The sequence below is a fragment of the Pseudidiomarina taiwanensis genome (genome assembly GCF_003987435.1).
Taxonomy (GTDB): domain Bacteria; phylum Pseudomonadota; class Gammaproteobacteria; order Enterobacterales; family Alteromonadaceae; genus Pseudidiomarina; species Pseudidiomarina taiwanensis.
This window is the reverse complement of record NZ_PIQG01000002.1, coordinates 122,178-143,286: the sequence shown is the minus strand read 5'-3', so window position 1 is coordinate 143,286 and position 21,109 is coordinate 122,178. Positions and strand designations below refer to the sequence as shown.

General features: G+C 49.8%; 20 protein-coding genes. 14 read left to right on the top strand and 6 right to left on the bottom strand.

Features of this window, described 5'->3' with window-relative positions; genetic code table 11:
- Positions 1–14: 14 nt before the first annotated feature.
- Together CWI83_RS04585 and CWI83_RS04580 are read right to left on the bottom strand one after the other, a co-directional pair.
- Positions 15–452, bottom strand: coding sequence for a DUF3429 domain-containing protein (locus tag CWI83_RS04585; protein ID WP_126826383.1), 438 nt, complete (start codon positions 450–452; stop codon positions 15–17).
- Positions 449–1,420 carry a calcium/sodium antiporter gene (locus CWI83_RS04580; protein ID WP_126826380.1) on the bottom strand — a complete coding sequence of 324 codons (972 nt, stop codon included), beginning with the start codon at positions 1,418–1,420 and terminating at the stop codon, positions 449–451. Before CWI83_RS04580 ends, CWI83_RS04585 begins: the two co-directional genes overlap by 4 nt.
- Positions 1,421–1,538: 118 nt before the next feature.
- Here CWI83_RS04580 and CWI83_RS04575 point away from each other — a divergent pair, with 118 nt between their 5' ends.
- The gene (locus CWI83_RS04575; protein ID WP_126826377.1) at positions 1,539–2,495 is read left to right on the top strand and encodes a zinc transporter ZntB; all 957 of its coding nucleotides are present in this window, start codon (positions 1,539–1,541) and stop codon (positions 2,493–2,495) included.
- Here the strand turns inward: CWI83_RS04575 and CWI83_RS04570 are convergent.
- The 3 genes from CWI83_RS04570 to CWI83_RS04560 are packed head-to-tail and all read right to left on the bottom strand — an operon-like array spanning position 2,466 to position 6,263.
- Positions 2,466–3,590, bottom strand: coding sequence for an ABC transporter ATP-binding protein (locus CWI83_RS04570; RefSeq protein ID WP_126826374.1), 1,125 nt, complete (start codon positions 3,588–3,590; stop codon positions 2,466–2,468). The two genes, CWI83_RS04575 and CWI83_RS04570, sit on opposite strands and share 30 nt — an antisense overlap.
- Positions 3,571–5,235 (bottom strand): ABC transporter permease, encoded by a 1,665-nt coding sequence (locus CWI83_RS04565; protein ID WP_126826371.1) that lies wholly within the window; start codon positions 5,233–5,235, stop codon positions 3,571–3,573. The genes CWI83_RS04570 and CWI83_RS04565 overlap by 20 nt, the downstream gene beginning before the upstream one ends.
- On the bottom strand, positions 5,235–6,263 hold the full coding sequence (locus CWI83_RS04560) for a Fe(3+) ABC transporter substrate-binding protein (RefSeq protein WP_126826368.1): 1,029 nt from the start codon (positions 6,261–6,263) through the stop codon (positions 5,235–5,237). The genes CWI83_RS04565 and CWI83_RS04560 overlap by 1 nt, the downstream gene beginning before the upstream one ends.
- A 189-nt stretch (positions 6,264–6,452) precedes the next feature.
- Between CWI83_RS04560 and CWI83_RS04555 the strand changes: the two genes are divergently transcribed.
- The 13 genes from CWI83_RS04555 to CWI83_RS04495 all read left to right on the top strand — a co-directional run bounded on the left by CWI83_RS04555 (position 6,453) and on the right by CWI83_RS04495 (position 20,065).
- Positions 6,453–8,288: a cation:proton antiporter gene (locus CWI83_RS04555; RefSeq protein ID WP_126826366.1), complete on the top strand. Its 1,836-nt coding sequence runs from the start codon at positions 6,453–6,455 to the stop codon at positions 8,286–8,288.
- A 214-nt stretch (positions 8,289–8,502) separates the two neighbouring features.
- Positions 8,503–9,027 (top strand): hypothetical protein, encoded by a 525-nt coding sequence (locus CWI83_RS04550; protein ID WP_126826363.1) that lies wholly within the window; start codon positions 8,503–8,505, stop codon positions 9,025–9,027.
- Between the two features lie 13 nt (positions 9,028–9,040).
- Positions 9,041–9,373: a BolA family protein gene (locus CWI83_RS04545; RefSeq protein ID WP_126826360.1), complete on the top strand. Its 333-nt coding sequence runs from the start codon at positions 9,041–9,043 to the stop codon at positions 9,371–9,373.
- 76 nt (positions 9,374–9,449) lie between these two features.
- On the top strand, positions 9,450–10,631 hold the full coding sequence (gene fabV / locus CWI83_RS04540) for an enoyl-ACP reductase FabV (RefSeq protein WP_126826357.1): 1,182 nt from the start codon (positions 9,450–9,452) through the stop codon (positions 10,629–10,631).
- A gap of 263 nt (positions 10,632–10,894) precedes the next feature.
- Positions 10,895–12,235 carry a Na(+)-translocating NADH-quinone reductase subunit A gene (locus tag CWI83_RS04535; protein WP_126826354.1) on the top strand — a complete coding sequence of 447 codons (1,341 nt, stop codon included), beginning with the start codon at positions 10,895–10,897 and terminating at the stop codon, positions 12,233–12,235.
- A 3-nt stretch (positions 12,236–12,238) separates the two neighbouring features.
- Positions 12,239–13,438 carry an NADH:ubiquinone reductase (Na(+)-transporting) subunit B gene (locus CWI83_RS04530; RefSeq protein ID WP_126826352.1) on the top strand — a complete coding sequence of 400 codons (1,200 nt, stop codon included), beginning with the start codon at positions 12,239–12,241 and terminating at the stop codon, positions 13,436–13,438.
- The gene (locus tag CWI83_RS04525) at positions 13,431–14,222 is read left to right on the top strand and encodes a Na(+)-translocating NADH-quinone reductase subunit C (protein WP_126826349.1); all 792 of its coding nucleotides are present in this window, start codon (positions 13,431–13,433) and stop codon (positions 14,220–14,222) included. Before CWI83_RS04530 ends, CWI83_RS04525 begins: the two co-directional genes overlap by 8 nt.
- Entirely contained in the window at positions 14,215–14,847 is a 633-nt protein-coding gene (locus CWI83_RS04520) for an NADH:ubiquinone reductase (Na(+)-transporting) subunit D (protein WP_126826346.1), read from the top strand. Before CWI83_RS04525 ends, CWI83_RS04520 begins: the two co-directional genes overlap by 8 nt.
- Before the next feature lie 3 nt (positions 14,848–14,850).
- Entirely contained in the window at positions 14,851–15,459 is a 609-nt protein-coding gene (gene nqrE / locus CWI83_RS04515) for an NADH:ubiquinone reductase (Na(+)-transporting) subunit E (protein WP_126826343.1), read from the top strand.
- A gap of 42 nt (positions 15,460–15,501) precedes the next feature.
- Entirely contained in the window at positions 15,502–16,743 is a 1,242-nt protein-coding gene (gene nqrF / locus CWI83_RS04510) for an NADH:ubiquinone reductase (Na(+)-transporting) subunit F (protein WP_126826341.1), read from the top strand.
- A gap of 6 nt (positions 16,744–16,749) precedes the next feature.
- Entirely contained in the window at positions 16,750–17,799 is a 1,050-nt protein-coding gene (locus CWI83_RS04505) for an FAD:protein FMN transferase (protein WP_157980363.1), read from the top strand.
- A gap of 10 nt (positions 17,800–17,809) precedes the next feature.
- Complete coding sequence (nqrM, locus tag CWI83_RS04500) at positions 17,810–18,025, top strand: (Na+)-NQR maturation NqrM (RefSeq protein WP_126826338.1); 216 nt, start codon at positions 17,810–17,812, stop codon at positions 18,023–18,025.
- A gap of 9 nt (positions 18,026–18,034) precedes the next feature.
- Positions 18,035–20,065: an aminotransferase class V-fold PLP-dependent enzyme gene (locus tag CWI83_RS04495; RefSeq protein WP_126826335.1), complete on the top strand. Its 2,031-nt coding sequence runs from the start codon at positions 18,035–18,037 to the stop codon at positions 20,063–20,065.
- Here CWI83_RS04495 and CWI83_RS04490 read toward each other — a convergent pair.
- Entirely contained in the window at positions 20,062–21,075 is a 1,014-nt protein-coding gene (locus tag CWI83_RS04490) for a WD40/YVTN/BNR-like repeat-containing protein (protein WP_126826332.1), read from the bottom strand. The genes CWI83_RS04495 and CWI83_RS04490 overlap by 4 nt on opposite strands.
- Positions 21,076–21,109 lie beyond the last annotated feature (34 nt).

The window sequence follows — 21,109 nt, the reverse complement described above, 5'->3', positions numbered from 1 at the left end:
CGCCTTGTGCTCAGTTAAATTTTTGTCACAGCAATAATGACGTGTAATGCCACCACGGTAAAGGTCAGTTTGCTACGCAACTCGAGATACCAAGGGTGCGCTTGATAATGGCGACGTTCATAGTTGAGCCAAAAAAGATGCAGTAATGCCAGGCCTGCGGTGACGGCGACATAGCTCCACCATTCTCCCGCTGCCACTAAGGCCCAGGCGATGACCGGCGGAACCATACACCAACCCAGTCTACGGTTGTTATCTGCAGCATCGCTTTGCATCACTAAGCCCCACTGAATGCCGGCGATAAAACTAATAATAATAGCGCTGTAATAGATAAACCAAGTGACTGCTATCCGGCCATAAATATCGAGCAAGGCTGCACAGGCAAGCAGCAGAAATGGCAGCAATCCGGCGAAGCCGAGCCGAGTCGCAAAACTTTGTTGGGCAGTGGTCATCATGCTAAGAATCCTGTTGCAATGAGATACCAAGTATAGCCGATATAGCCGAGCAGCAAGAGCGCACCATGCACCCGGTTAATTCGGTTCGCACGGCCGATGCGGAAGCCAAAAACCGCAAGCAGGAAGGTGAAGCCAACCATGGCGACCCAGTCACGCGAGATAACCAGCGGCTCCAACTCAATCGCATGAATGCTTCCGGCTAAACCTACTACGGCTAGGGTATTAAATAAGTTCGAACCGATCACATTACCTAGCGCCATGTCGTGTTCTTGTTTTTTCACAGCCGCAAGTGCTGAGGCGAGTTCAGGCAGCGATGTCCCGATTGCCACTACGGTGAGGCCAATGACTAAATCACTGACGCCTAAGCTACTGGCAATGTGAATCGCGCCCCAGACTAAAATACGTGAGCTTATGATCAGCAGGATAATCCCAACGACCAGCCAAATCAGTGCGGTTTTAAGGGGCATCTGATGCGCTTTGAGTTCTTCTTCAAACTCACCAGAGAGCTCATCAGCTTCGCCGCGCATGCCTTCAAAAATACTCCAGCCCATGTAAGCAAAAAATACCAACAGCATGACGACGGCTTCAAGACGCGTGATGATGCCATCGTAAAGAGGCCACAGCATCGCTAAGGTGATGGCCAATAGAATAGGCATTTCGCGCTTGAGTACTTGGCTGGCGACAGCAATTGGTGCAAGCAGGGCGGTTAAGCCGATAATCAGTGCGATGTTGGTAATGTTTGAGCCAAATGCATTTCCCAGAGCAAGACCGGGATTACCTTGTGCTGAGGCAAAAGCGGAGACGACCAGCTCGGGTGCACTGGTACCGAAGCCGATTACCACCATACCGATCAGCAAACTGGGGATCCCCAAATGCTGAGCGGTGGCAGCAGCCCCGTCGACGAAGCGGTCGGCACTCCAGACCAAAATCAGCAATCCGACAACAACCGCAGTAATCGCTAACAACATAATGACTCACTTAAACCGATTTAATGAGCGGATATTGTAACGATAAATTGCTTTACTTGGGAAACAATTCAGGGTTTTACTACACTGTATTAGGATTCGTGGATAAGCAGGATAAGCTATGACGGCACAAGCACCCGACTTTATGATCGCGGCATGGGATTTTAATCAGACCCCAGCAGTTGCATTAACTGAACCGCAACCTCCCCAGGCTGGCCATTGGTATCACTTACATCGTGCCGAGCGCGGATTAGCGGAGTGGCTGCTTAATGCGGGCGTGCCAGAACCACTGAGTGAGGCAATGCTTGCCGAAGACACTCGGCCTCGGTTTGAGCGGACCCATAGCGGCTTTATGCTGATTTTGCGCGGGGTGAATTTGACTGAAGGTAGTCGCCCTGAAGATATGGTGAGCTTGCGCATTTTATTCCATGACGGGGTGTTATATTCGTTTCGAAAACGAGCGATTAAGTCAATTTCATTGATTCGTGAGCGCTTGGCGCAACACGATGGACCGATTTCCAACCAGGATTTATTGGTCACCATTATCGCCGAAATGAACAATCGCCTAGAAGAGTTATTAGACCAAATCGAAGCGCAAATGGAGCAGTTAGAGGATGACAATACGGGCTCGACCTCTGCGCGGCAAAGTCAATTGACCAAATTACATCGCCGCATGCTGCGGCTGACGCGATTTGTGCGTCCGCAAGTTACTGCACTCGAGCGTCTCATCAGTGACGCCGACAAATGGTTTGGCGAAGATGAGAAACAGTGGCTACAAAATGAGCGTGATACTGCGCATCGGATTCTTGAACAGCTTGATATGTTGTTAGAGCAGGTGTGGATGTTGCGCGAACATCTACAACAGGAAGTTGCGGAAAAAATGAATCGCAATACCTATTGGCTCTCGATGATCGCCGGAATTTTCTTACCAGTCAGTTTTTTAACCGGTTTGTTTGGGATTAATATTGGCGGCATGCCGGGTGTCGATCATGCCGATGCCTTTTGGATCTTCTGCGGTATTTTAGCAGTGATTACTGTGATCGAATTCTTACTGCTGCGGCGGCTGCGGTTCTGGTAGCTGGTCCAAACTGAATTCTGGGTGTCCGGTTGCAAAACCGGGCAGCTCACAATGGTCGGCAGCGAATACTACCAGGTGATCAAACTCTGGGCGCAGGCCAATTTCAGTACCAACCTCAAGCTGCTCATGGGATGGACTCAAGGTGAGAATTTCAACTTCAGAACTTAAGGCAATGGTATAGAGGTTGTGGGCACCACGAAAACCACGCGACTTGATCACGCCACGCAGGCGACTGCTCGGGTCGACCACCAAATCATCCGGCCGTACGAGGAAACTCACAATCGTGCCTGCCGGAATCGGTTCCAGGGCTGGATGTTCGAGCATGCCAAGTGGCGAGGCTAATTGATTGGCTGCAGTGACCGTTCCTTGCAGCAATACGCCATGCCCTATGAAGTCAGCGACCAACTGGTGGCGCGGCTGATGGTAGAGCTGGTATGGCGTATCCCATTGTAATAATTCACCCTGATACATCACCCCAGCACGGTCGGCGAGCGCAAACGCTTCCTGTTGGTCATGCGTGACCAAGAGTGCGGTGATGCCCTCTTGCTTGAGTAATTGTCTCACTTCGAGAGCAAGGGTCTCGCGCAGTTCCGCATCAAGGCTGGAGAAAGGTTCGTCGAGCAACAGCAGTTGCGGACGCGGAGCTAACGCGCGGGCCAATGCGATGCGTTGCTGTTGGCCACCTGAAAGCTCGTGAGGATAACGTTGCTGATAGCCGGGTAGGCCAATACGTTGTAGCAGTTCGGCAACACGTTGTTCGCGTTCGGCAGTGCTGGCGCGGCGCATGCCAAAACTGATGTTGTCCGCCACATTCAGGTGCGGGAACAGCGCAAAATCTTGGAATACCATCCCCACCCCACGTTGCTCTGGAGGGGTGCTGCGGCTGACGCTTGAGGCCCAGTCGTCACCGATCTTAATACGCCCTTGCTGCAAGGCTTGGAAGCCCGCAATTGCGCGTAACAGAGTGGTTTTGCCGCAGCCACTTGGACCGAGCAAACAGCCGATCTCACCATTCTCAAGGGTGAGCGAAACGCCCCGAACAATTGGGTTTTGGGCGATTGTGACGGCAACCTGATCAAGCTCTAGGCGTGACAAATTCCTGCTCCTTATGGGGTTGATGCTGCGATTTTACCATGGCCCGCGATAATAAAATAACCGGAATAAGGCCGACTAGGACCATCATCAAGGCGGGTGGCCCGGCATCAGCGAGACGCTCGTCGCCCGCCATTTCATAGGCACGCACTGCCAGAGTATTAAAGTCAAATGGGCGTAACACCAGAGTCGCGGGGAGTTCTTTCAGAACGTCGACCCCAACTAATATAAGTGCCGTGAGTACGCTTGGGCGCAACAGCGGAATATGAATACGACGCAAAATTTGCAGCGGCCGATAGCCCTGAATTTGCGCGGCTTCATCCATACTTGGACGAATCTCACTCAAGCCCGCTTGAATGGTTTGCAGCGACACACTTAAAAAACGGACCGTGTAAGCAAACAATAAACTAAATAGCGTCCCGGTCAGCAGTAATCCTGGGTTGTAATTGAACCAACGTTCACTGGCTGCAATCAGCAGATGGTCTACTTGCGTGAGGGGTAGCAACAATCCTACCGCGATGACAAGGCCGGGAATGGCATAGCCTAGCCCCGCAAATTGCACACTGATGCGAACTGCCGCAGTCGGGAGTTGGCGCCGCCCGTAGGCTAACCAGAGGGCAATACTCACTACGATCAATGCCGCGATAAATGCTAGCGCGAAGCTATTCCAGGTAATTTCCCAAAAGCTTGCTTGGGTCCAAATTTCGGCACGTTCTATGGACCACGCGGCCAGTTGCAGGGCCGGCAAAATAAAGCCAAGAGCCAGCGGCAACCAACAGACGATTGCGGCTAACCAAGCTTTACCGCCGCGCAGTTGGAACGCCTCAGCGGGGCGTTGACGAGCCTGATCATAGCGGGCTTGGCGCCGTGACCAGCGCTCGATCAGAATCAAAGCAATCACCGCCAATAACAACATCCCGGCTAATTGAATCGCGCCATTTAAGTCGCCAAGACCATACCAGGTGCGGAAAATTCCAGTAGTAAAGGTGGTCACACCGAAATACTGCACCGTACCGTAATCGGCAAGGGTTTCCATTAGCGCTAAAGTGGCTCCGGTAACAATCGCAGGGCGGGCAAGTGGTAACGCCAAGCGGAAGAAGCACTGCCATGGGGTAAGCCCAAGACTGCGACCAGCTTCTAGGGTGGTGGCGGATTGTTGTAAAAAGGCCGCGCGACTAATCAAATAGACATAGGGGTAGAGCACCAAGCTCAACATTAATATGGCGCCACCGAGGCTACGAATTTGCGGGAACCAATAATCACCGTAACCCCATCCGCTCAGGTCACGAATTAGGCTTTGTACTGGGCCTGCGAAGTCGAGCATGCCGGTATAGGTGTAAGCTGTGATATATGCGGGCATTGCTAACGGTAGCAGCAAGGCCCAACTTAACAGTTGCTGCCCCGGAAAGCGGCAACTGGTAGTGAGCCAGGCAGTGGTTACCCCGATGCTTATTACCCCCGTGGCGACACCGAACATAAGCAGCAGGCTATGACTGATGTATTCAGGAATAACGGTTTGCCAAAGATGGCTAAGGGTGGCGTGGTCGCCGCTGAGGCTATCGCCTAGGGTCACACCCAAGACAACGAAAAGCGGCACGCCGATAAGCAGTGCCGCGATGATTAAACTGGCTTGACGCCCTCTTTGCATTAACGCCAGCCTGCGCGGTTCATTAATTTAACCGCTTCAGCGTTGTTCTCACCGAGCACGACCATTGGCAATTCATCCATTTTAAAGGTGCCCCAGTTTTGCAGGCGTTCGCTCCAAGTGACTGAACTCACTGCAGGATATTCATTGTTGGTTGCGGCATACCACTGCTGAGCATCACTCGATAACAAGAAGCGAATAAGTTGCTCTGCGGCGGCTTTATTTTTGGCGTGCTTGGTCAGGCCGATACCCGATACATTAATATGGGTGCCTTGCTCATCTTGATTGGGCCAGAAAATTTTCACTTTACTTGCAGCCTCACGCTCAGCTGGGTCATCTGAGCCCTCCATAATACCGAGGTAATAGGTGTTCGCAACGGCAAGGTCGCAAACACCGGCTGCAACAGCTTTGATCTGGTCGCGGTCGCCACCGACTGGAGGTTTTGCGAGGTTAGCCACTAATCCTTGCGCCCAAGTTTCGGTTTTTTCTTGACCCCAATGGGCAATTAATGCGGCAGTAAGCGACTGGTTGTAAATATTATCTGACGAACGAATACAAACATTTTTATGCCAGTGGCTGTCCGTTAAGCTTTCATAGCCAGTTAAGGTGCTTGGATCGACCCGATCTGCTGCATAAAAAATAGGCCGCGCGCGTAAACTTAAACCGACCCAGCTATTATCTACACCAACCAAGTTACTCGGCACTTGCTCAGTAACGGTTGCCGAAAGCGGTTGAAATACACCCGCAGTTGCGGCGCGATGAAGGTTGCCGGCATCAACTGTCAGGAATAAGTCGGCAGGAGTGTTACGGCCTTCGTTTTGTAAACGCATCAATAACGCATCGCCATTACCTGTCAACAAATTGACTTCAATACCGGTTTGCTCGGTAAAGCGCTCGAGTAGGGGTTTAATTAGATTTTCTTTGCGCGCTGAGTAGACATTTACTTCGCTCGCTTGAGCCTGATAGGCACTCAATCCGAGTGTGGCAACGGCGCTGATAGCGATGATGGTTGAACGCAAAATAGTGTGCATAACGACTACCTCTAACCTGTTTGCAGGGATTATATTAAAAAAATAATTAGAATGATATTGATTCTCATTTGGGAGTGGGTATACTTTAGTGCAAATGCGAATCATTATCAATTGTAATTTATACTGCTTTACAGGTCGGCTCCGGTTACGTTAGGGTAAAAATCTTGCCCGTGTAACCGGAGCTTTTTTATGTCAAACCTCTCTGCGCTCGCACTTATCGGGGTTCTCTCGATTATTTGTCAATTACTTGCTTGGCGCCTCAAAATACCTGCCATTTTACCTTTGTTAGTAACTGGGATTGTGATTGGCCCATGGTTTGGCTGGCTTAATCCTGATGCGGTATTTGGTGATATTTTATTCCCCATTGTATCGTTAGCGGTGGCTATCATCCTGTTTGAGGGAAGCTTGACGCTTAAACGCGAAGAAATTAAAGGCCATGGTCGCATGGTCAGTCGTTTGGTCAGTGTCGGGATGCTCATTACATGGTTGAGTATTGCCGTTGCCGCGCATTATTTAATGGGGTTTGGTTGGGAACTCGCCGCTTTATTTGGGGCCTTAGTTGTGGTGACCGGGCCAACCGTGATCATGCCGATGATTCGCTCGGTGCGACCGAGTGCCAAACTTGCCAACATTTTGCGCTGGGAAGGGATTATCATTGACCCGATTGGGGCGTTGCTGGCCGTGCTGGTTTATGAATTTATCGTTGCGAGTCAGGGCGCTGGTATTAGCCATGCAGTACAAGCCTTTTTAACCACTGTGTTGGTAGGTTTTGCGTTAGGTTTTGCCGCTGCAAAATTTACTGCACTGGCGCTGAGTCGAGGCTGGTTTCCGCACTATTTGCGGAATGTTGCGACACTCGCAGTCGTACTCGGGGTGTTTGCGCTTTCAAATAGTCTGCAACATGAATCAGGTCTACTTACTGTGACCGTGATGGGCATGGTCATGGCTAACATTCGTGGGCTCGATCTAGACGATATTCTGGAGTTTAAAGAAACCCTGAGTGTTCTTCTTATCTCGGGTTTATTCATTATTTTAGCTGCACGCCTTCAAACTGATGCCTTTAGTTCTCTCGGCATGTCCGCCATTTGGTTGTTGCTGCTGATCATTTTTGTGGTGCGTCCCTTGGCGGTGTGGATATCGGCGCGTGGGACAGAGCTTAACTTCAAAGAAAAGGTCTTACTTTCTTGGATTGCACCGCGCGGTATTGTCGCAGCGGCAGTTTCGGCCTTGTTTGCGCTCAAAATGCAGCAAGCGGGGTGGGATGGCATTGATGCGCTGGTGCCGTTGGTATTCTTGGTGATTGTCAGTACTGTGGTGCTGCAGAGTTTAACGGCGAAACCGTTGGCGCAGTTACTTGGGTTACGCGAGCCCCCAGCCCACGGGTTTTTGATCTTTGGCGCGAACAAGACCGCACAATTGATCGCCAAGGCTCTGCGTGAACGCGAGGTTCCGGTGTTATTGGCGGATACCAACTGGGAACATATCAAACAAGCGCGGATGGAGAATATTCCCGTTTATTTCGGTAACCCGAGCTCTGAACATGCTGAAAACCACATGGATCTAACTGGCATTGGCAATCTGTTGCTGTTATCCCCATACCGTCAGTTAAACCCCGTTGTGGCGCTGCATTTTATGGACTGGTTTGAGACCAAGCGGATTTTCGGCTTGGCGACAGGAGATCTCGATGCACCGGCTCGCAAGCAATTGTCTGAAAGTTATCTCGAGCGCCTCAACCTGTTCGGCAAAGGAGTCACGTTCGCGAAGTTGTCGAGCTTGGTGGCGCAAGGTGGCATGCCGAAAGTGACGCAGCTAACCGAATCATTCACATATGAGGATTATAAAAGTCGTTATGGTAGTCGGGCGTTACCCATGTTCGCTTTTGATGAGCGGGGTAAGTGTTCGGTCTTTACGGATACTGGCAAGATAGAACCGGCGCCAGGCTGGGAGATTCTTGCCCTGATTCAACCTGAGCCAGAGCAGAGCGCTGATCAGGCCCCGCAAGAATCGGGAAAAGATAAAAAATAGTTAGAAAATAAACAATTACCGAATTGTTTTAAATTTGTATTGATGCGTGGAAGGTTTGTGTTAAGATGATGTTCAGGATTTAGTTAATCGCTTCATAGGGGACGTGAGCGGTTAGCTGGAACATGGATGTTCAAACCCTCTCTAGGTTACTTCTCAAAGCGCACGCTTCCACGTATCATATGCCGCTGAATGAATAAAAGCTGAGGATTCGATTGTGCCAATGTCGCACTTCCGTGGTTTTGCAAAACTATTCTCAAAACATGCATCAAAATATAAAACCTCACTTGCGCTAACTGCAGTTATGTTCGTTGCAGTCTTAGCAGGTTGTGAGCCAACGGTGTCAGAAGTTGAAAATCGTCGAGCCTTGCAGCAAGTACAAAAGCTAGACCTGCTGCAGTTACCAAATACCCAGTGGTCACTCAGTAGTGAATCCATTCAATTAAGTTTTTGTCGCAACCGCTATAATGAATCGTTACAAGCCGAACGCGGTGACCTTAATCGCTGGCGCTTAGTCGGTGATGTCAGTGCGTTTCCAGACTATCGGCAAGAAGGACTCGAGTTGTTAGGTGAACTTGCCAACGATTATGATGTGCTGCTGTGGCAGCAGTGGGGAACTTTTAGTTCGGGCCTTTATCGCGTGGCTTATCGACGTGGCGGTAGCGCCCCAAATATTTTCAACATTATGGCTCGAATCGGCCGTGATGAGCGCGTTTGTTACAGCCAGTTAGATCAAAATTAGGAGTGACGACGGGATGACGACGGCATTCACTATTGGCTTGCAAGACAAATTAATCGAGGCCTTCGCGCCAAGCTTTATTGAGCTCGTGAATGAGAGTGATCAGCATGGTACCGCTAGTGCTGATTCGCATTTTAAGGTGACGCTGGTCAGTACAGTATTTGAGGGCGAGCGGGCGCTTCAGCGCCACCGTCGGGTGCATAAGTTACTCGCGAATGAGCTTGATGCCGGGCCAATTCACGCACTTGCTTTGCATTTATATACCCCGACAGAGTGGCAACAAGCTGGGCAAGTTCCGAGCTCACCGCAATGCTTAGGTGGCAGTAAGCTTGATTCACCACAAAACTAATCAGATCTGTTGTACCGTAAGACTAAGCTAAACTAGCGATCATTCCGCACCATTTTACGATTGAAAAGGCAGAAACATGGTCATCCATCCCAAGATTCGTGGTTTTATTTGTACTAATGCTCATCCGCTCGGATGTGCTGCACATGTGCAACAACAAATCGATTTTATCCAACAACAACCGCGCTTAGAGCAAGTTCCACAGCGCGTTTTAGTGATTGGTTGCTCAACCGGTTATGGCTTGGCTTCACGGATCACTGCGGCGTTTGGAGCTGGCGCCAAAACCCTGGGTGTTTGCTTTGAAAAAGAGCCAACTGAAAAGCGCACAGGCACCGCGGGTTGGTACAACACCGCAGCTTTTCATGATGCGGCTAAAGCGCAGGGTTTATATGCTAAAACCATTAATGGCGATGCCTTTTCGGACGAAATCAAAGCCCAAGTCGTCGAGGCCATCAAAGCTGATCTCGGGCAAGTCGATTTGGTCGTCTATTCATTGGCGTCACCGAAGCGGAAGGATCCTAAAAGCGGTGAGGTGTATAGTTCAACACTGAAACCGGTCGGGCAGGCCTATACCACCAAAACCTATGATACCGATCGCGACGAGGTGAAAGAGATTAGCCTTGAACCAGCAACTGAAGATGAAATCGCCAATACGGTTAAAGTAATGGGCGGCGAAGATTGGGAGCTTTGGTTAGCGGCGTTGGCAGAAGCGGGTGTGTTGGCAGCGGGCTGCAAAACTACTGCGTATACCTATATTGGGAAAGAATTGACTTGGCCGATTTATGGGCACGCTACGATTGGCAAGGCAAAAGAAGATCTCGACCGAGCTGCTGCGGCATTGCGTAGTAACTACGCTGAGTTGCAACTGGAGGCTTATGTTTCGTCGTTAAAAGCCTTGGTCACGCAAGCGAGTTCGGCTATTCCTGTGATGCCATTGTACATTTCGCTGATCTACGGGGTGATGAAGCAAGAAGGCACCCATGAAGGGTGTATCGAGCAAATTTATCGCTTGTTCACTGAGGGGTTGTACGCAGCTTCACCAACTCTCGACGAAGCTCATCGCCTACGTATGGATGGTTTTGAAACCAATGATGCGACCCAGGCTAAAGTGAAAGCACTGTGGGATAAGGTCACCCAAGAGAACTTCCATCAACTGGCCGATTATGAAGGTTACCATGCTGACTTTCTCAAGCTATTTGGGTTTGGCATCGACGGCGTCGATTATGATGCAGATGTTGATCCAGTTGTGAGTTGGTCTTAGTAACTAAACTTAGTTCGATAAGAAATCGTAAAAACCTCGCTACGGCGAGGTTTTTTATACTGCTATTTTTTCGTCACAGAAGGTAGTAACCACAAGGACAAAAGTGTTAAAATCGTCGCCCGAGTAAAGTACGAGTACGAAATTTTGCTGCAGTGCTGGTCGCAAAATGTTTGTCGAAAAGCATTGTAAGCTTTTGATTTTTCAGGATTTCAGTGAGTTCACTGATTAAGATTAATCTTCCCTAACGAGTAGTGCAAACGCGTATGATTACGATCAAGAAAGGGCTGGATATTCCGATTTCCGGAGCACCCCAGCAAGCTATCGAAGATGGTCAAGCCATCAACACCGTTGCCGTACTGGGTGAAGAGTATGTTGGTATGCGTCCGACTATGCATGTGAAAGCAGGCGATCGGGTGAAAAAAGGCCAAGTACTTTTCGAAGATAAGAAAAACCCAGGGGTTAAATTCACCGCACCTGCCAGTGGCGTTGTTAAAGACGTATTACGTGGCGCCAAACGGGTTTTGCAAGCGGTCGTCATTGAAAAAGACGGCAACGAGCAAGAAACGTTTGCTAGTTACGACAGCGCTGAGCTAGGCAAACTCGAGCGTGCCAAAATTGTTGAGCAATTAAACGATGCTGGTCAGTGGGTTGCGCTGCGGACTCGGCCCTTCAGTCGTTCGCCTCAATTAGATGCGACACCGGCGGCTATTTTTGTCAACGCAATGGACACTAACCCTCTTGCAGCCGACCCAAGCGTGATTATCGCTGAGCAACAACAAGCATTTGTTGATGGCTTAAAAGTCTTGGGTCAACTGACCGAAGGGACTGTCTTTGTGGTCAAAGATGCGGCTGCGGAGGTGAATACGGGTGATGCTAAGGTTCAGTTAGAAAGCTTTAGCGGCCCACATCCAGCCGGCTTGGTCGGTACTCACATCCACTTCTTGTCGCCAGTAAGCGCGAGCAAGCAAGTATGGCATATCGGCTACCAGGACGTGATTGCATTCGGCAAGCTCTTCACTACGGGTGAAATTTATAGCCCGCGGGTGGTGGCGTTAGCAGGTCCAGGGGTGGAAAAACCACGTTTACTGCGTACCGAAATGGGCGCTAACTTGGTTGAATTAACTGCTGGCGAACTCAAACAAGGCAAACAGCGGATCGTAAGTGGTTCAGTCTTGAATGGACACCGTGTTGACGATGCGCATCAGTGGCTTGGCCGCTTCCACACGCAAGTAAGCGTGCTCCTTGAAGGGGATTTCAAGGAGTTTTTTGGTTGGATCAAACCGGGTGTGAACCAGCACTCAGTTACGCGTGCGTTTGCAGGCCACTTGAGCCCGAAGAAGACGTACGATATGACCACCTCAACCAATGGATCTGACCGTGCCATGGTGCCAATTGGCAACTATGAGCGCGTCATGCCGTTGGATATTCTGCCAACTATTTTGTTACGCGACATCTTGTCGGGCGATTCAGAGCAAGCTCAGAAGCTTGGTCTATTGGAGCTTGACGAGGAAGATCTTGCGCTTTGTACCTATGTTTGCCCGGGCAAGTATGAGTACGGCCCTGTGCTGCGCGAGATGTTGACGATGATCGAGAAAGAGGGCTAAGCCATGAGTTTGAAGAATTATCTCGAGCGTATCGAGCCCGACTTTGAAAAAGGCGGTAAATATGAAAAGTGGTATGCGCTTTACGAAGCGGTCGCCACTATTTTGTATACCCCAGGTAAAGTCACGCAAAAAATGACCCATGTTCGCGACAATGTTGATTTGAAGCGGATCATGATTTTGGTATGGATGATGACCTTCCCAGCCATGTTCTGGGGCATGTACAACATTGGTAACCAAGCTTCTATTGCCTTAGCTGGTGGTTTCCAGTTGGCTGATATTTGGCAAGTCGGCTTGTTCCAAGCTCTCGGCGGTGACCTTGCCAACGCAGGTTGGGCCGGGAAAATGTTCTACGGTGCATGTTTCTTCCTACCGGTTTACGCGACCACCTTTATCGTCGGTGGTTTCTGGGAAGTGCTGTTCGCTTCAATTCGTAAACACGAAGTCAACGAAGGTTTCTTTGTCACTTCAGTGTTGTTCTCGTTAACTCTACCTGCAACCATTCCATTGTGGCAGGTTGCCTTGGGGATCACCTTCGGGGTTGTTATCGGGAAAGAAATTTTTGGCGGAACCGGCCGTAACTTCTTAAACCCAGCGCTAACAGGTCGTGCCTTCTTATACTTCGCTTTCCCAGCTCAGATTTCTGGGGACCGAGTGTGGACTGCAGTAGATGGCTATTCAGGTGCAACCTTGCTTGGTCAAGCCGCTACGGGTACCGATTACTTCGCGAATACTGAACTGTGGTGGAACGCTTTCCTTGGCAACATCCAAGGTTCAATGGGAGAAGTCTCGACCTTGATGATCCTCATCGGCGGTCTGGCACTTATTTATTTCCGCATCGCCTCATGGCGCATCGTCAGTGGTGTGTTCATTGGCATGGTCGCAATCTCTGCGCTGTTTAACTTCATCGGTAGTGATACCAACACTATGTTCCAGATGCCTTGGTACTGGCACTTGGTCGTAGGTGGTTTTGCATTCGGGATGATGTTTATGGCAACCGACCCGGTATCGGCGTCGTTTACGAATAAAGGCAAGTTCTATTACGGCTTCTTGATTGGTGCCATGACTGTCTTGATTCGGGTTGTGAACCCAGCTTATCCAGAGGGCATTATGTTAGCAATTCTATTTGCCAACGTATTTGCACCGCTGTTTGACCACTTTGTCGTGCAAGCGAATATTAAGCGGAGGTTGGCACGCAATGGCTAAGAATAACGAAACTCTTGGCAAAACTCTGACGGTCGTTATCGGCGTATGTTTGGTCTGTGCCATCATCGTTGCCGGTGCCGCAGTTGGGTTAAAGCCAATTCAAAAGAAAAATGCTGCACTAGATATGCAGCGTAACGTGCTCGACGCAGCGGGCTTGTTGGAACCGACCACGGATGTTGTTGCAGTCTTCAACGACCGCGTTGAAACCCGTTTGGTTAGCCTCGAAACACTCGAGTTTGTGGCAGATGTTGATGGTGCAAACCCAACCGAGTACGACCCAATTTCAACGGCGAAGAAACCGGCTTTTTCAACCAAGTTGGAAAAGAAAAATGACGTTGCCGGAATTGGTTCGCGCGAAGATGTCACCAAAGTTTATTTCATCAATGATGACCAAGGTCAGCTTGAAACTGTGGTGATGTTCATCCGTGGCTACGGACTGTGGGGCACCATGTACGGCTTGTTGGCGCTTGAGTCAGACATGAATACCATTCGTGGTATCAACTTTTACGAGCACTCAGAAACGCCTGGTCTCGGTGGCGAAATCCAGAACCCGCAGTGGGTTGAAAGCTGGCAAGGCAAGCAAATCTATGGTGAGCAATTGGTTGACGTAAAAATTAGCGTCACCAAAAACGCGGTCGACGCGGCTCATGACATCGATGCTTTGTCAGGTGCGACATTAACCAGTAACGGGGTAGAGAATACCTTCCAATATTGGTTCAGCGCTGCAGCATACGGTCCGTTACTGGATAAAATTCGGCAAGGGGAGCTAACTTCTAATGGCTAGTGCAAAAGAGATGAAAGAGGTTCTGTTTGGACCGATTTTTGCGAATAACCCGATTGCACTTCAGATCCTAGGGATTTGTTCTGCACTTGCGGTGACCTCGAAAATGGAAAACACCGTGGTCATGTGTTTGGCCTTGACCTTCGTAACGGCGTTTTCAAACTTATTTATTTCGATCATTCGTAACCATATTCCGTCAAGCGTACGGATTATTGTGCAAATGACCATTATCGCTAGCTTGGTAATCGTCGTAGACCAAATTTTGCGCGCTTATGCTTATAGCATTGCAAAAGAGCTCTCGGTATTCGTTGGTTTGATTATTACTAACTGTATCGTAATGGGTCGTGCTGAGGCGTTTGCGATGAAGAGCTCGCCGGGCTTGTCATTCCTTGATGGTATCGGTAATGGTTTAGGCTACTCAGTGGTACTTTTGGTCGTTGGCTTTATTCGTGAGTTATTTGGCTCAGGTAGCTTATTTGGTTATCAGATCCTATCGCTTGCTTCAGAAGGTGGTTGGTATCAACCAATCGGTCTCTTGGTATTACCACCAAGTGCCTTCTTTATTATCGGCGGCTTTATTTGGGTACTTCGTACTTTCCGCCCAGAGCAAGTTGAGCCGAAGGAGTAAGTCATGGAAGCCTATATCAGCTTATTAATTAAATCGATTTTCGTTGAGAACTTAGCACTCTCGTTCTTCTTGGGGATGTGTACTTTCTTGGCGGTATCGAAGAAAGTCACGACAGCATTTGGTTTGGGTGTTGCAGTTATCGTAGTACTGGGTATCTCGGTACCAGTGAATAACATTGTCTATCACAATATCCTTGCTCCGGGCGCATTGGCTTGGGCTGGATTCCCTGATGCTGACTTGAGTTTCTTGCGTTTCTTAACCTTTATCGGTGTGATTGCAGCACTGGTACAGATTCTTGAGATGACGCTCGATAAATATGTTCCAGCCTTGTACAACGCTTTGGGTATTTTCCTACCGTTAATTACCGTGAACTGTGCCATCTTCGGTGGTGTTGCATTCATGGTTGAGCGTGATTACACCTTCACTGAGAGTGTGGTCTACGGTATCGGTAGCGGCATCGGTTGGGCACTCGCAATTGTGGCGCTCGCGGCAGTGCGTGAAAAGCTCAAATATGCAGATGTTCCCGACGGTTTACGTGGTCTTGGTGTCACGTTTATGTCAGTTGGTTTGATTGGCTTGGGCTTTATGTCGTTTTCGGGCGTATCCCTGTAAGTGACGCAAAGTACACAACGGAATAACGAGAGGTAAAAGTCGATGCAAGGACAAGAGTTAGTACTCATTGGTCTCGGCGTAGGCATGTTTATCTTGATCGTATTGATTTTGGTTGCGGTCATCATGTTCGCAAAATCGAAATTAGTACCTCAGGGTGATGTGACAATTTTAATTAATGATGACGAAGACAAGAAAATCACCGCGCAACCGGGCACTAAGTTGCTTGGAGCGTTAGCAAATGCCGGTATCTTTGTATCGTCAGCTTGTGGTGGCGGTGGCTCATGCGGTCAGTGCCGAGTGGTGATCAAAGAGGGTGGCGGTGAAATTCTGCCGACTGAGCGTGACCACATTAACCGTAAAGAAGCGCGTGAAGGTTGCCGTTTATCATGTCAGGTAAACGTTAAACAAGACATGAAAATCGAGCTGCCAGAAGAGGTATTTGGGATCCGCAAATGGGATTGTACGGTGAAATCGAACAATAACGTTGCGACCTTTATCAAAGAGTTTGTGGTTCAGCTTCCAGAAGGTGAAGAAGTACCATTCCGTGCCGGTGGTTACATTCAGATTGAGGCGCCACCTCATCACGTGAAATACAAAGACTTTGAAATGGAAGATAAATTCCGCAGCGATTGGGAGCGATTTGGCTTCCTTGACGTGGAATCAAAAGTTGATGAAGAAGTCATTCGTGCATACTCAATGGCGAACTACCCTGATGAAAAAGGCATCATCATGTTGAACGTGCGTTGTGCGACACCTCCGCCGAACAATTTGAGCCTGCCAGCGGGTAAAATGTCGTCTTATATCTTCAGCTTGAAGCCAGGCGATAAAGTGACGATTTCTGGACCGTTTGGTGAGTTCTTCGCCAAAGATACGGATGCTGAAATGGTATTCGTTGGTGGTGGTGCAGGAATGGCGCCGATGCGCTCGCATATCTTCGATCAGCTCCGTCGTCTTAAGACAGATCGGAAGATCACCTTCTGGTACGGTGCGCGTTCGAAGAAAGAAATGTTCTACGTTGAAGATTTCGACATGTTGCAACGTGAGAATGATAACTTCGAATGGCATGTGGCACTCTCTGATCCGCAGCCAGAAGATAATTGGGAAGGTTACACTGGGTTTATTCACAACGTGCTTTATGAGAACTACCTGAAAGACCATGAAGCGCCGGAAGATTGTGAATTCTACATGTGTGGACCACCCATGATGAACGCCGCGGTGATCAATATGTTGAAAGACCTTGGTGTTGAAGACGAAAATATCATGTTGGATGACTTTGGTGGATAAAACCCAATGAAACAACACTTCACGTTGTTTGGTAAAATTTGGCTAGCCCTAATGGGGCTAGCCTTTTTCGTATCCTGTACGCATAGTCCGAGCCAGCAAGTTGTGAGTGGTGAGACGATGGGGACGACCTACACCATTCGCTATGTCACTGCGAATCCGCAGCATGCGCCAGAGCATGTGAAAGAGCGCGTGGACGGATTGTTGGCACAAATCAACAGTCAGATGTCGACTTATGACCCAGACTCTGAATTGTCACGTTTTAATCGGTTGCGCTCAACTGAACCTGTGGTCATTTCACGTTCACTTGAGTTCGTTGTGCGCCGTGCGCTCGGGGTCGCGGTGGAAACCGAAGGTTTGTTGGATGTAACAGTTGGACCGTTAGTCAATTTATGGGGGTTCGGCCCCAATGGCCGGCCAGAACGTGTCCCTACCGAAGCGGAGATTGCAACCGCACGGGCACACTCTGGCTATCAATTGCTTACGGTTGAAAACCATCAACTCAGTAAGGCTCACCCTGAGGTTTATGTCGATTTATCTACCATAGCCAAGGGCTATGCAGTTGACCGGGTTGCTGGTTTACTCGAGCAAATGGAAATCTATAACTATTTGGTCGAGATAGGTGGCGAGATGCGCACCAAAGGGATGAAGCCAGGCAGCGAGCCATGGAAAATCGCGATTGAAAAGCCAACGGTTGAACAACGCGCAATTCAAATGGTCGTATTACCAGGTGACGCGGGGATTGCGACTTCCGGTGATTATCGGAATTATTTTGAAAGTGCAGGTCAGCGCTACTCGCATATTATTGACCCTCGCACCGCAAAGCCGATTCAGCATAACCTTGCTTCGGTGACGGTCATCGCTGATACTTGTATCGATGCCGATGCGTACGCAACCGCACTGACGGTCATGGGGACTGAAAAGGCGTTAGCTTTTGCTGAAGAAAAGCAGCTTGCGGTGTTGTTAATCGCGTATGAAGATGGCGCTTTTGTCGAATATGTAAGTTCAGCGTTTTTGCCTTATACCCAGTATGTAGCAGGCTCGGATAGCACGCAGTAGGAGGTATCCGATGGAACTATTCTTAGCAGTTTTTGCAGTCTTTTTAGTCGTTGTACTCGCCATGTCTGTTGGCTTCATTATGCAGGGCAAACGAATAAAAGGCAGTTGCGGCGGCATCTCGGCATTAGGCCTTGATAAAGCCTGTGATTGTGATGATCCGTGCGATGAGAAGAAGGCGCGTATGGCAAAAGAACAGGAATGGCAACGTAATCGTATTGATGGTTAGGAAAGCTTGATGGTTACTCCGCTGCACATTCGTCCGAAACAAGAAGAAATCTATCTCGATTGTAATGCCACTACTCCGGTGCTCGAGGATATTGCGGCAACCGTCACCCATGTCATGGAGGCGGTATTTGGTAACCCGAGTAGTACTCACACCACTGGTTTGCAAGCGCGTTATATTCTCGAAAGCACGCGGCAACTCGGGCGCCAATTAGTTGGCGCTCAGCAAGGCCATTTACTGTTCACGAGCGGTGCTACAGAGGGCATCCAGACCGCGGTGTTGTCGGCTTTAAGCCATGCTAAATCGCAGCCAAACAGTGGTCGTTGGTTGTTGTATGGAGCGACCGAACATAAAGCCGTCCCACAGGCGCTTGCGCACTGGCAACAGGTGCTTGGTTGTGAGACCGAGCTGAAAGCAATTCCAGTCGATGCAAATGGTTTGTTGGACCAGCAATTTATTGCTGACCACGTTGCTGATGCAGCGATGATCTGCACCATGGCGGTGAACAATGAGACCGGCGTAAAACAAGACCTTAGTGCCCTTGAGTGCGTTATCCGTGAGCATAACCCAACCGTGCCATGGCTGGTCGATTGTGTGCAGGTGTTAGGCAAACAAGCACTTGATCTAAATGCTACCAGCATTGACTATGCGCCTTTTTCAGGCCACAAGCTCTATGCCCCCAAAGGAATCGGTTTCTTGTATGTGCGCGAGGGAGCACCTTATACGCCGCTGTTAATCGGCGGTGGGCAGGAGAGCGGATTGCGCTCGGGAACCGAAAATTTACCCGGTATTGCCGCGTTACATCGGTTGTTTGAGCTGTTGTTAGCACCGCAGGAAGGCGGGTTTCACGATCCGAGCACGCTTGAGCAGTTTCGGCAGCAATTATTGCAGGCATTACAACGTGCTTTTCCAAGCCTTGAATTAAACCACTCACTTGAGCACTCGGTACCAACCACCTTGAACTTTTCGGTGCGCGGACTTTCATCCCGCGACATCATGGATGTATTTGACGCAGCGAATATTCGGGTGAGCTCTGGTTCGGCGTGTAGCTCCGGGGTAAGCCGTAGTTTTGTCCTCGATGCCATGGGTGCACCTGATTGGCGCTCGCAGTCAGCCATTCGCTTATCGTTTGGGCCAGCGACTCAGGCTGAGACCATTGCTCAAGCCTGTCAGCGTATTGAAGAAGCGGCACGGGCATTGCGGCAATCATGCTTGCTGCTGGTGGATACCCAAGAGGATATCGATTCTGAACTCGATGGTGTGGTGCAGTTACGCTTTGATCAGCAGTGCTGCTATTTGATTATTGATAAGGCTGCCCGAGAATTAGTGGTTATCGATCCTGTGCCGGAGTTGGCTGAACGAATTCAACGCTTGGTGCAATGTCAGCATTATCATGTACAAGCCATTCTTAGCACTCAGCCCAGTACGGAGGGGAGTGCGCGAGCCATGCTCGCAGCAGTGCTTGATACCGAGCTTGGCGATGCTGTCGGTTGGCCGCTTGCCCTGAATCAATCGTTGCAGATAGGTTCAGCAAGTATTCGGCGAATGGGAACACGCTTACCCGTATACGAATTAAGCCAAGCCTCACGCAAATTCGTCTTTGTCGGTGAGGAGCCTGAATTACACACTTTGGAGAGTTGGGTCAGCGAGGACAGTTTAATTCTTGCGGCGCGCGATCCGCAGTTTGAGGTGGCATGGCAATTACTTGAGTTGCGTGGCGAGTCATTGCCGTGTGAGTTGATTGATGTCAGCTTAGAGCAACAGCAAGAATGGTTGCGCCGACCCGATACCCTCGTAATAGATGTGCGCGAACAGCAAGAACATCAATTGAATCCACTGCCACTGGCGAACGAAGTGAAAAATGTCCCGCTACCGCGTTTGGCACAGTTTATCGCTGATCATCGCAGCACCTATCAAGAGCGGCCGATTGTTTGTATTTGTCGTTCTGGACAACGCAGTGCAGTGGCGGCACGTGCATTAAATCGCAATGGCTTTTGCCAAGTCAGCCACTTACTCGGTGGCACCGCCTTGTTACAAGGTTAATCAGCACTCCAGGTTAACTTAGCGACATAGCCAGCTTTACCCACGAGAAAACAGCTGGTGCCATTGCAACTCGCGTTCCAAATATTACTGTCACTGAGTACTTGCCAAGTTTCATAGCCGCTGTCCAAGATGGCGGCGCCATTTGGATTCGTTACTAAAACCTCATTATTGGGGAGTACAGTGAGACTGTAGAGCGCACCAGCAATAGGTGCTTGTGGCAGCTCACGGAATTCACCGTTTTGATATTCAAGCAGGCGTGGTTCGCGCTGTGGGTTTTCCAGATCGCCCCCAGCAAGTAACCAATGGCGCTCCGAGAATGGCCAGATACTCGCAATACCAGCCCCAGGGCCTGCCACCATGGGGGTATCGACCGCTTTGAAACGGATACCACGCTCCCGTTTAATGAGAACTCGTGCGGTGGTTGCATTTGCTGTTGCCATTGCCCACACCCCGTCGTTATAGCGGGTGCAGGCGCCGCTAGCAGCGAGACCGCCTTCACCGCCAAGGGGCTGGCTATCAACCGCATTACGGCTAGGCAGCCAGTTACGGCCATCGGCACTGCGCACCATATCCCAGCGGCCATCGATACTGTCGCCATAAATCCATGCTTCGCCCTTGGCTGAAACAGCTAAACAATTGAGAAATTGTTCGCCGCGACCACGGTAGCTTAGCACCCAGTTTTGACCGCCATCGTTGGTGTAATAAATGCGGGAGTCGCCGTCTTTACCGATACTCAAAGCGTACGCATGATCACTATCAAGCGCCTCGATATCGCGTAATTGTAATGGGCTTGGCCCGGTTTTCCCGACTTCCCAGGTGACACCGCCATCGATACTGCGCGCCACCATACTATCGGCACCGCTTAACCAAATGACATCACGACTTGGGGTGCTTACCCCAAACCATTGCACCTGGTTGGGAAGGTTTAACGGGGTTAATTCATAGGCCAGCGCCTCAGCGCTCGCGCTTACGGCCAGTAATGCAGTTGCGGTAAACCAAGCTGTCGCCATACCTTATTCCTTTCCTAAAACATGCAATCTAAAG

Bases quoted from the DNA above. Each gene is read 5' to 3' on its own strand.
- CWI83_RS04585 (WP_126826383.1), bottom strand. From the start codon at position 452: ATGATGACCACTGCCCAACAAAGTTTTGCGACTCGGCTCGGCTTCGCC.
- CWI83_RS04580 (WP_126826380.1), bottom strand. From the start codon at position 1,420: ATGTTGTTAGCGATTACTGCGGTTGTTGTCGGATTGCTGATTTTGGTC.
- CWI83_RS04575 (WP_126826377.1), top strand. From the start codon at position 1,539: ATGACGGCACAAGCACCCGACTTTATGATCGCGGCATGGGATTTTAAT.
- CWI83_RS04565 (WP_126826371.1), bottom strand. From the start codon at position 5,235: ATGCAAAGAGGGCGTCAAGCCAGTTTAATCATCGCGGCACTGCTTATC.
- CWI83_RS04560 (WP_126826368.1), bottom strand. From the start codon at position 6,263: ATGCACACTATTTTGCGTTCAACCATCATCGCTATCAGCGCCGTTGCC.
- CWI83_RS04555 (WP_126826366.1), top strand. From the start codon at position 6,453: ATGTCAAACCTCTCTGCGCTCGCACTTATCGGGGTTCTCTCGATTATT.
- CWI83_RS04545 (WP_126826360.1), top strand. From the start codon at position 9,041: ATGACGACGGCATTCACTATTGGCTTGCAAGACAAATTAATCGAGGCC.
- fabV (WP_126826357.1), top strand. From the start codon at position 9,450: ATGGTCATCCATCCCAAGATTCGTGGTTTTATTTGTACTAATGCTCAT.
- CWI83_RS04535 (WP_126826354.1), top strand. From the start codon at position 10,895: ATGATTACGATCAAGAAAGGGCTGGATATTCCGATTTCCGGAGCACCC.
- CWI83_RS04530 (WP_126826352.1), top strand. From the start codon at position 12,239: ATGAGTTTGAAGAATTATCTCGAGCGTATCGAGCCCGACTTTGAAAAA.
- CWI83_RS04525 (WP_126826349.1), top strand. From the start codon at position 13,431: ATGGCTAAGAATAACGAAACTCTTGGCAAAACTCTGACGGTCGTTATC.
- CWI83_RS04520 (WP_126826346.1), top strand. From the start codon at position 14,215: ATGGCTAGTGCAAAAGAGATGAAAGAGGTTCTGTTTGGACCGATTTTT.
- nqrE (WP_126826343.1), top strand. From the start codon at position 14,851: ATGGAAGCCTATATCAGCTTATTAATTAAATCGATTTTCGTTGAGAAC.
- nqrF (WP_126826341.1), top strand. From the start codon at position 15,502: ATGCAAGGACAAGAGTTAGTACTCATTGGTCTCGGCGTAGGCATGTTT.
- CWI83_RS04505 (WP_157980363.1), top strand. From the start codon at position 16,750: ATGAAACAACACTTCACGTTGTTTGGTAAAATTTGGCTAGCCCTAATG.
- nqrM (WP_126826338.1), top strand. From the start codon at position 17,810: ATGGAACTATTCTTAGCAGTTTTTGCAGTCTTTTTAGTCGTTGTACTC.
- CWI83_RS04495 (WP_126826335.1), top strand. From the start codon at position 18,035: ATGGTTACTCCGCTGCACATTCGTCCGAAACAAGAAGAAATCTATCTC.
- CWI83_RS04490 (WP_126826332.1), bottom strand. From the start codon at position 21,075: ATGGCGACAGCTTGGTTTACCGCAACTGCATTACTGGCCGTAAGCGCG.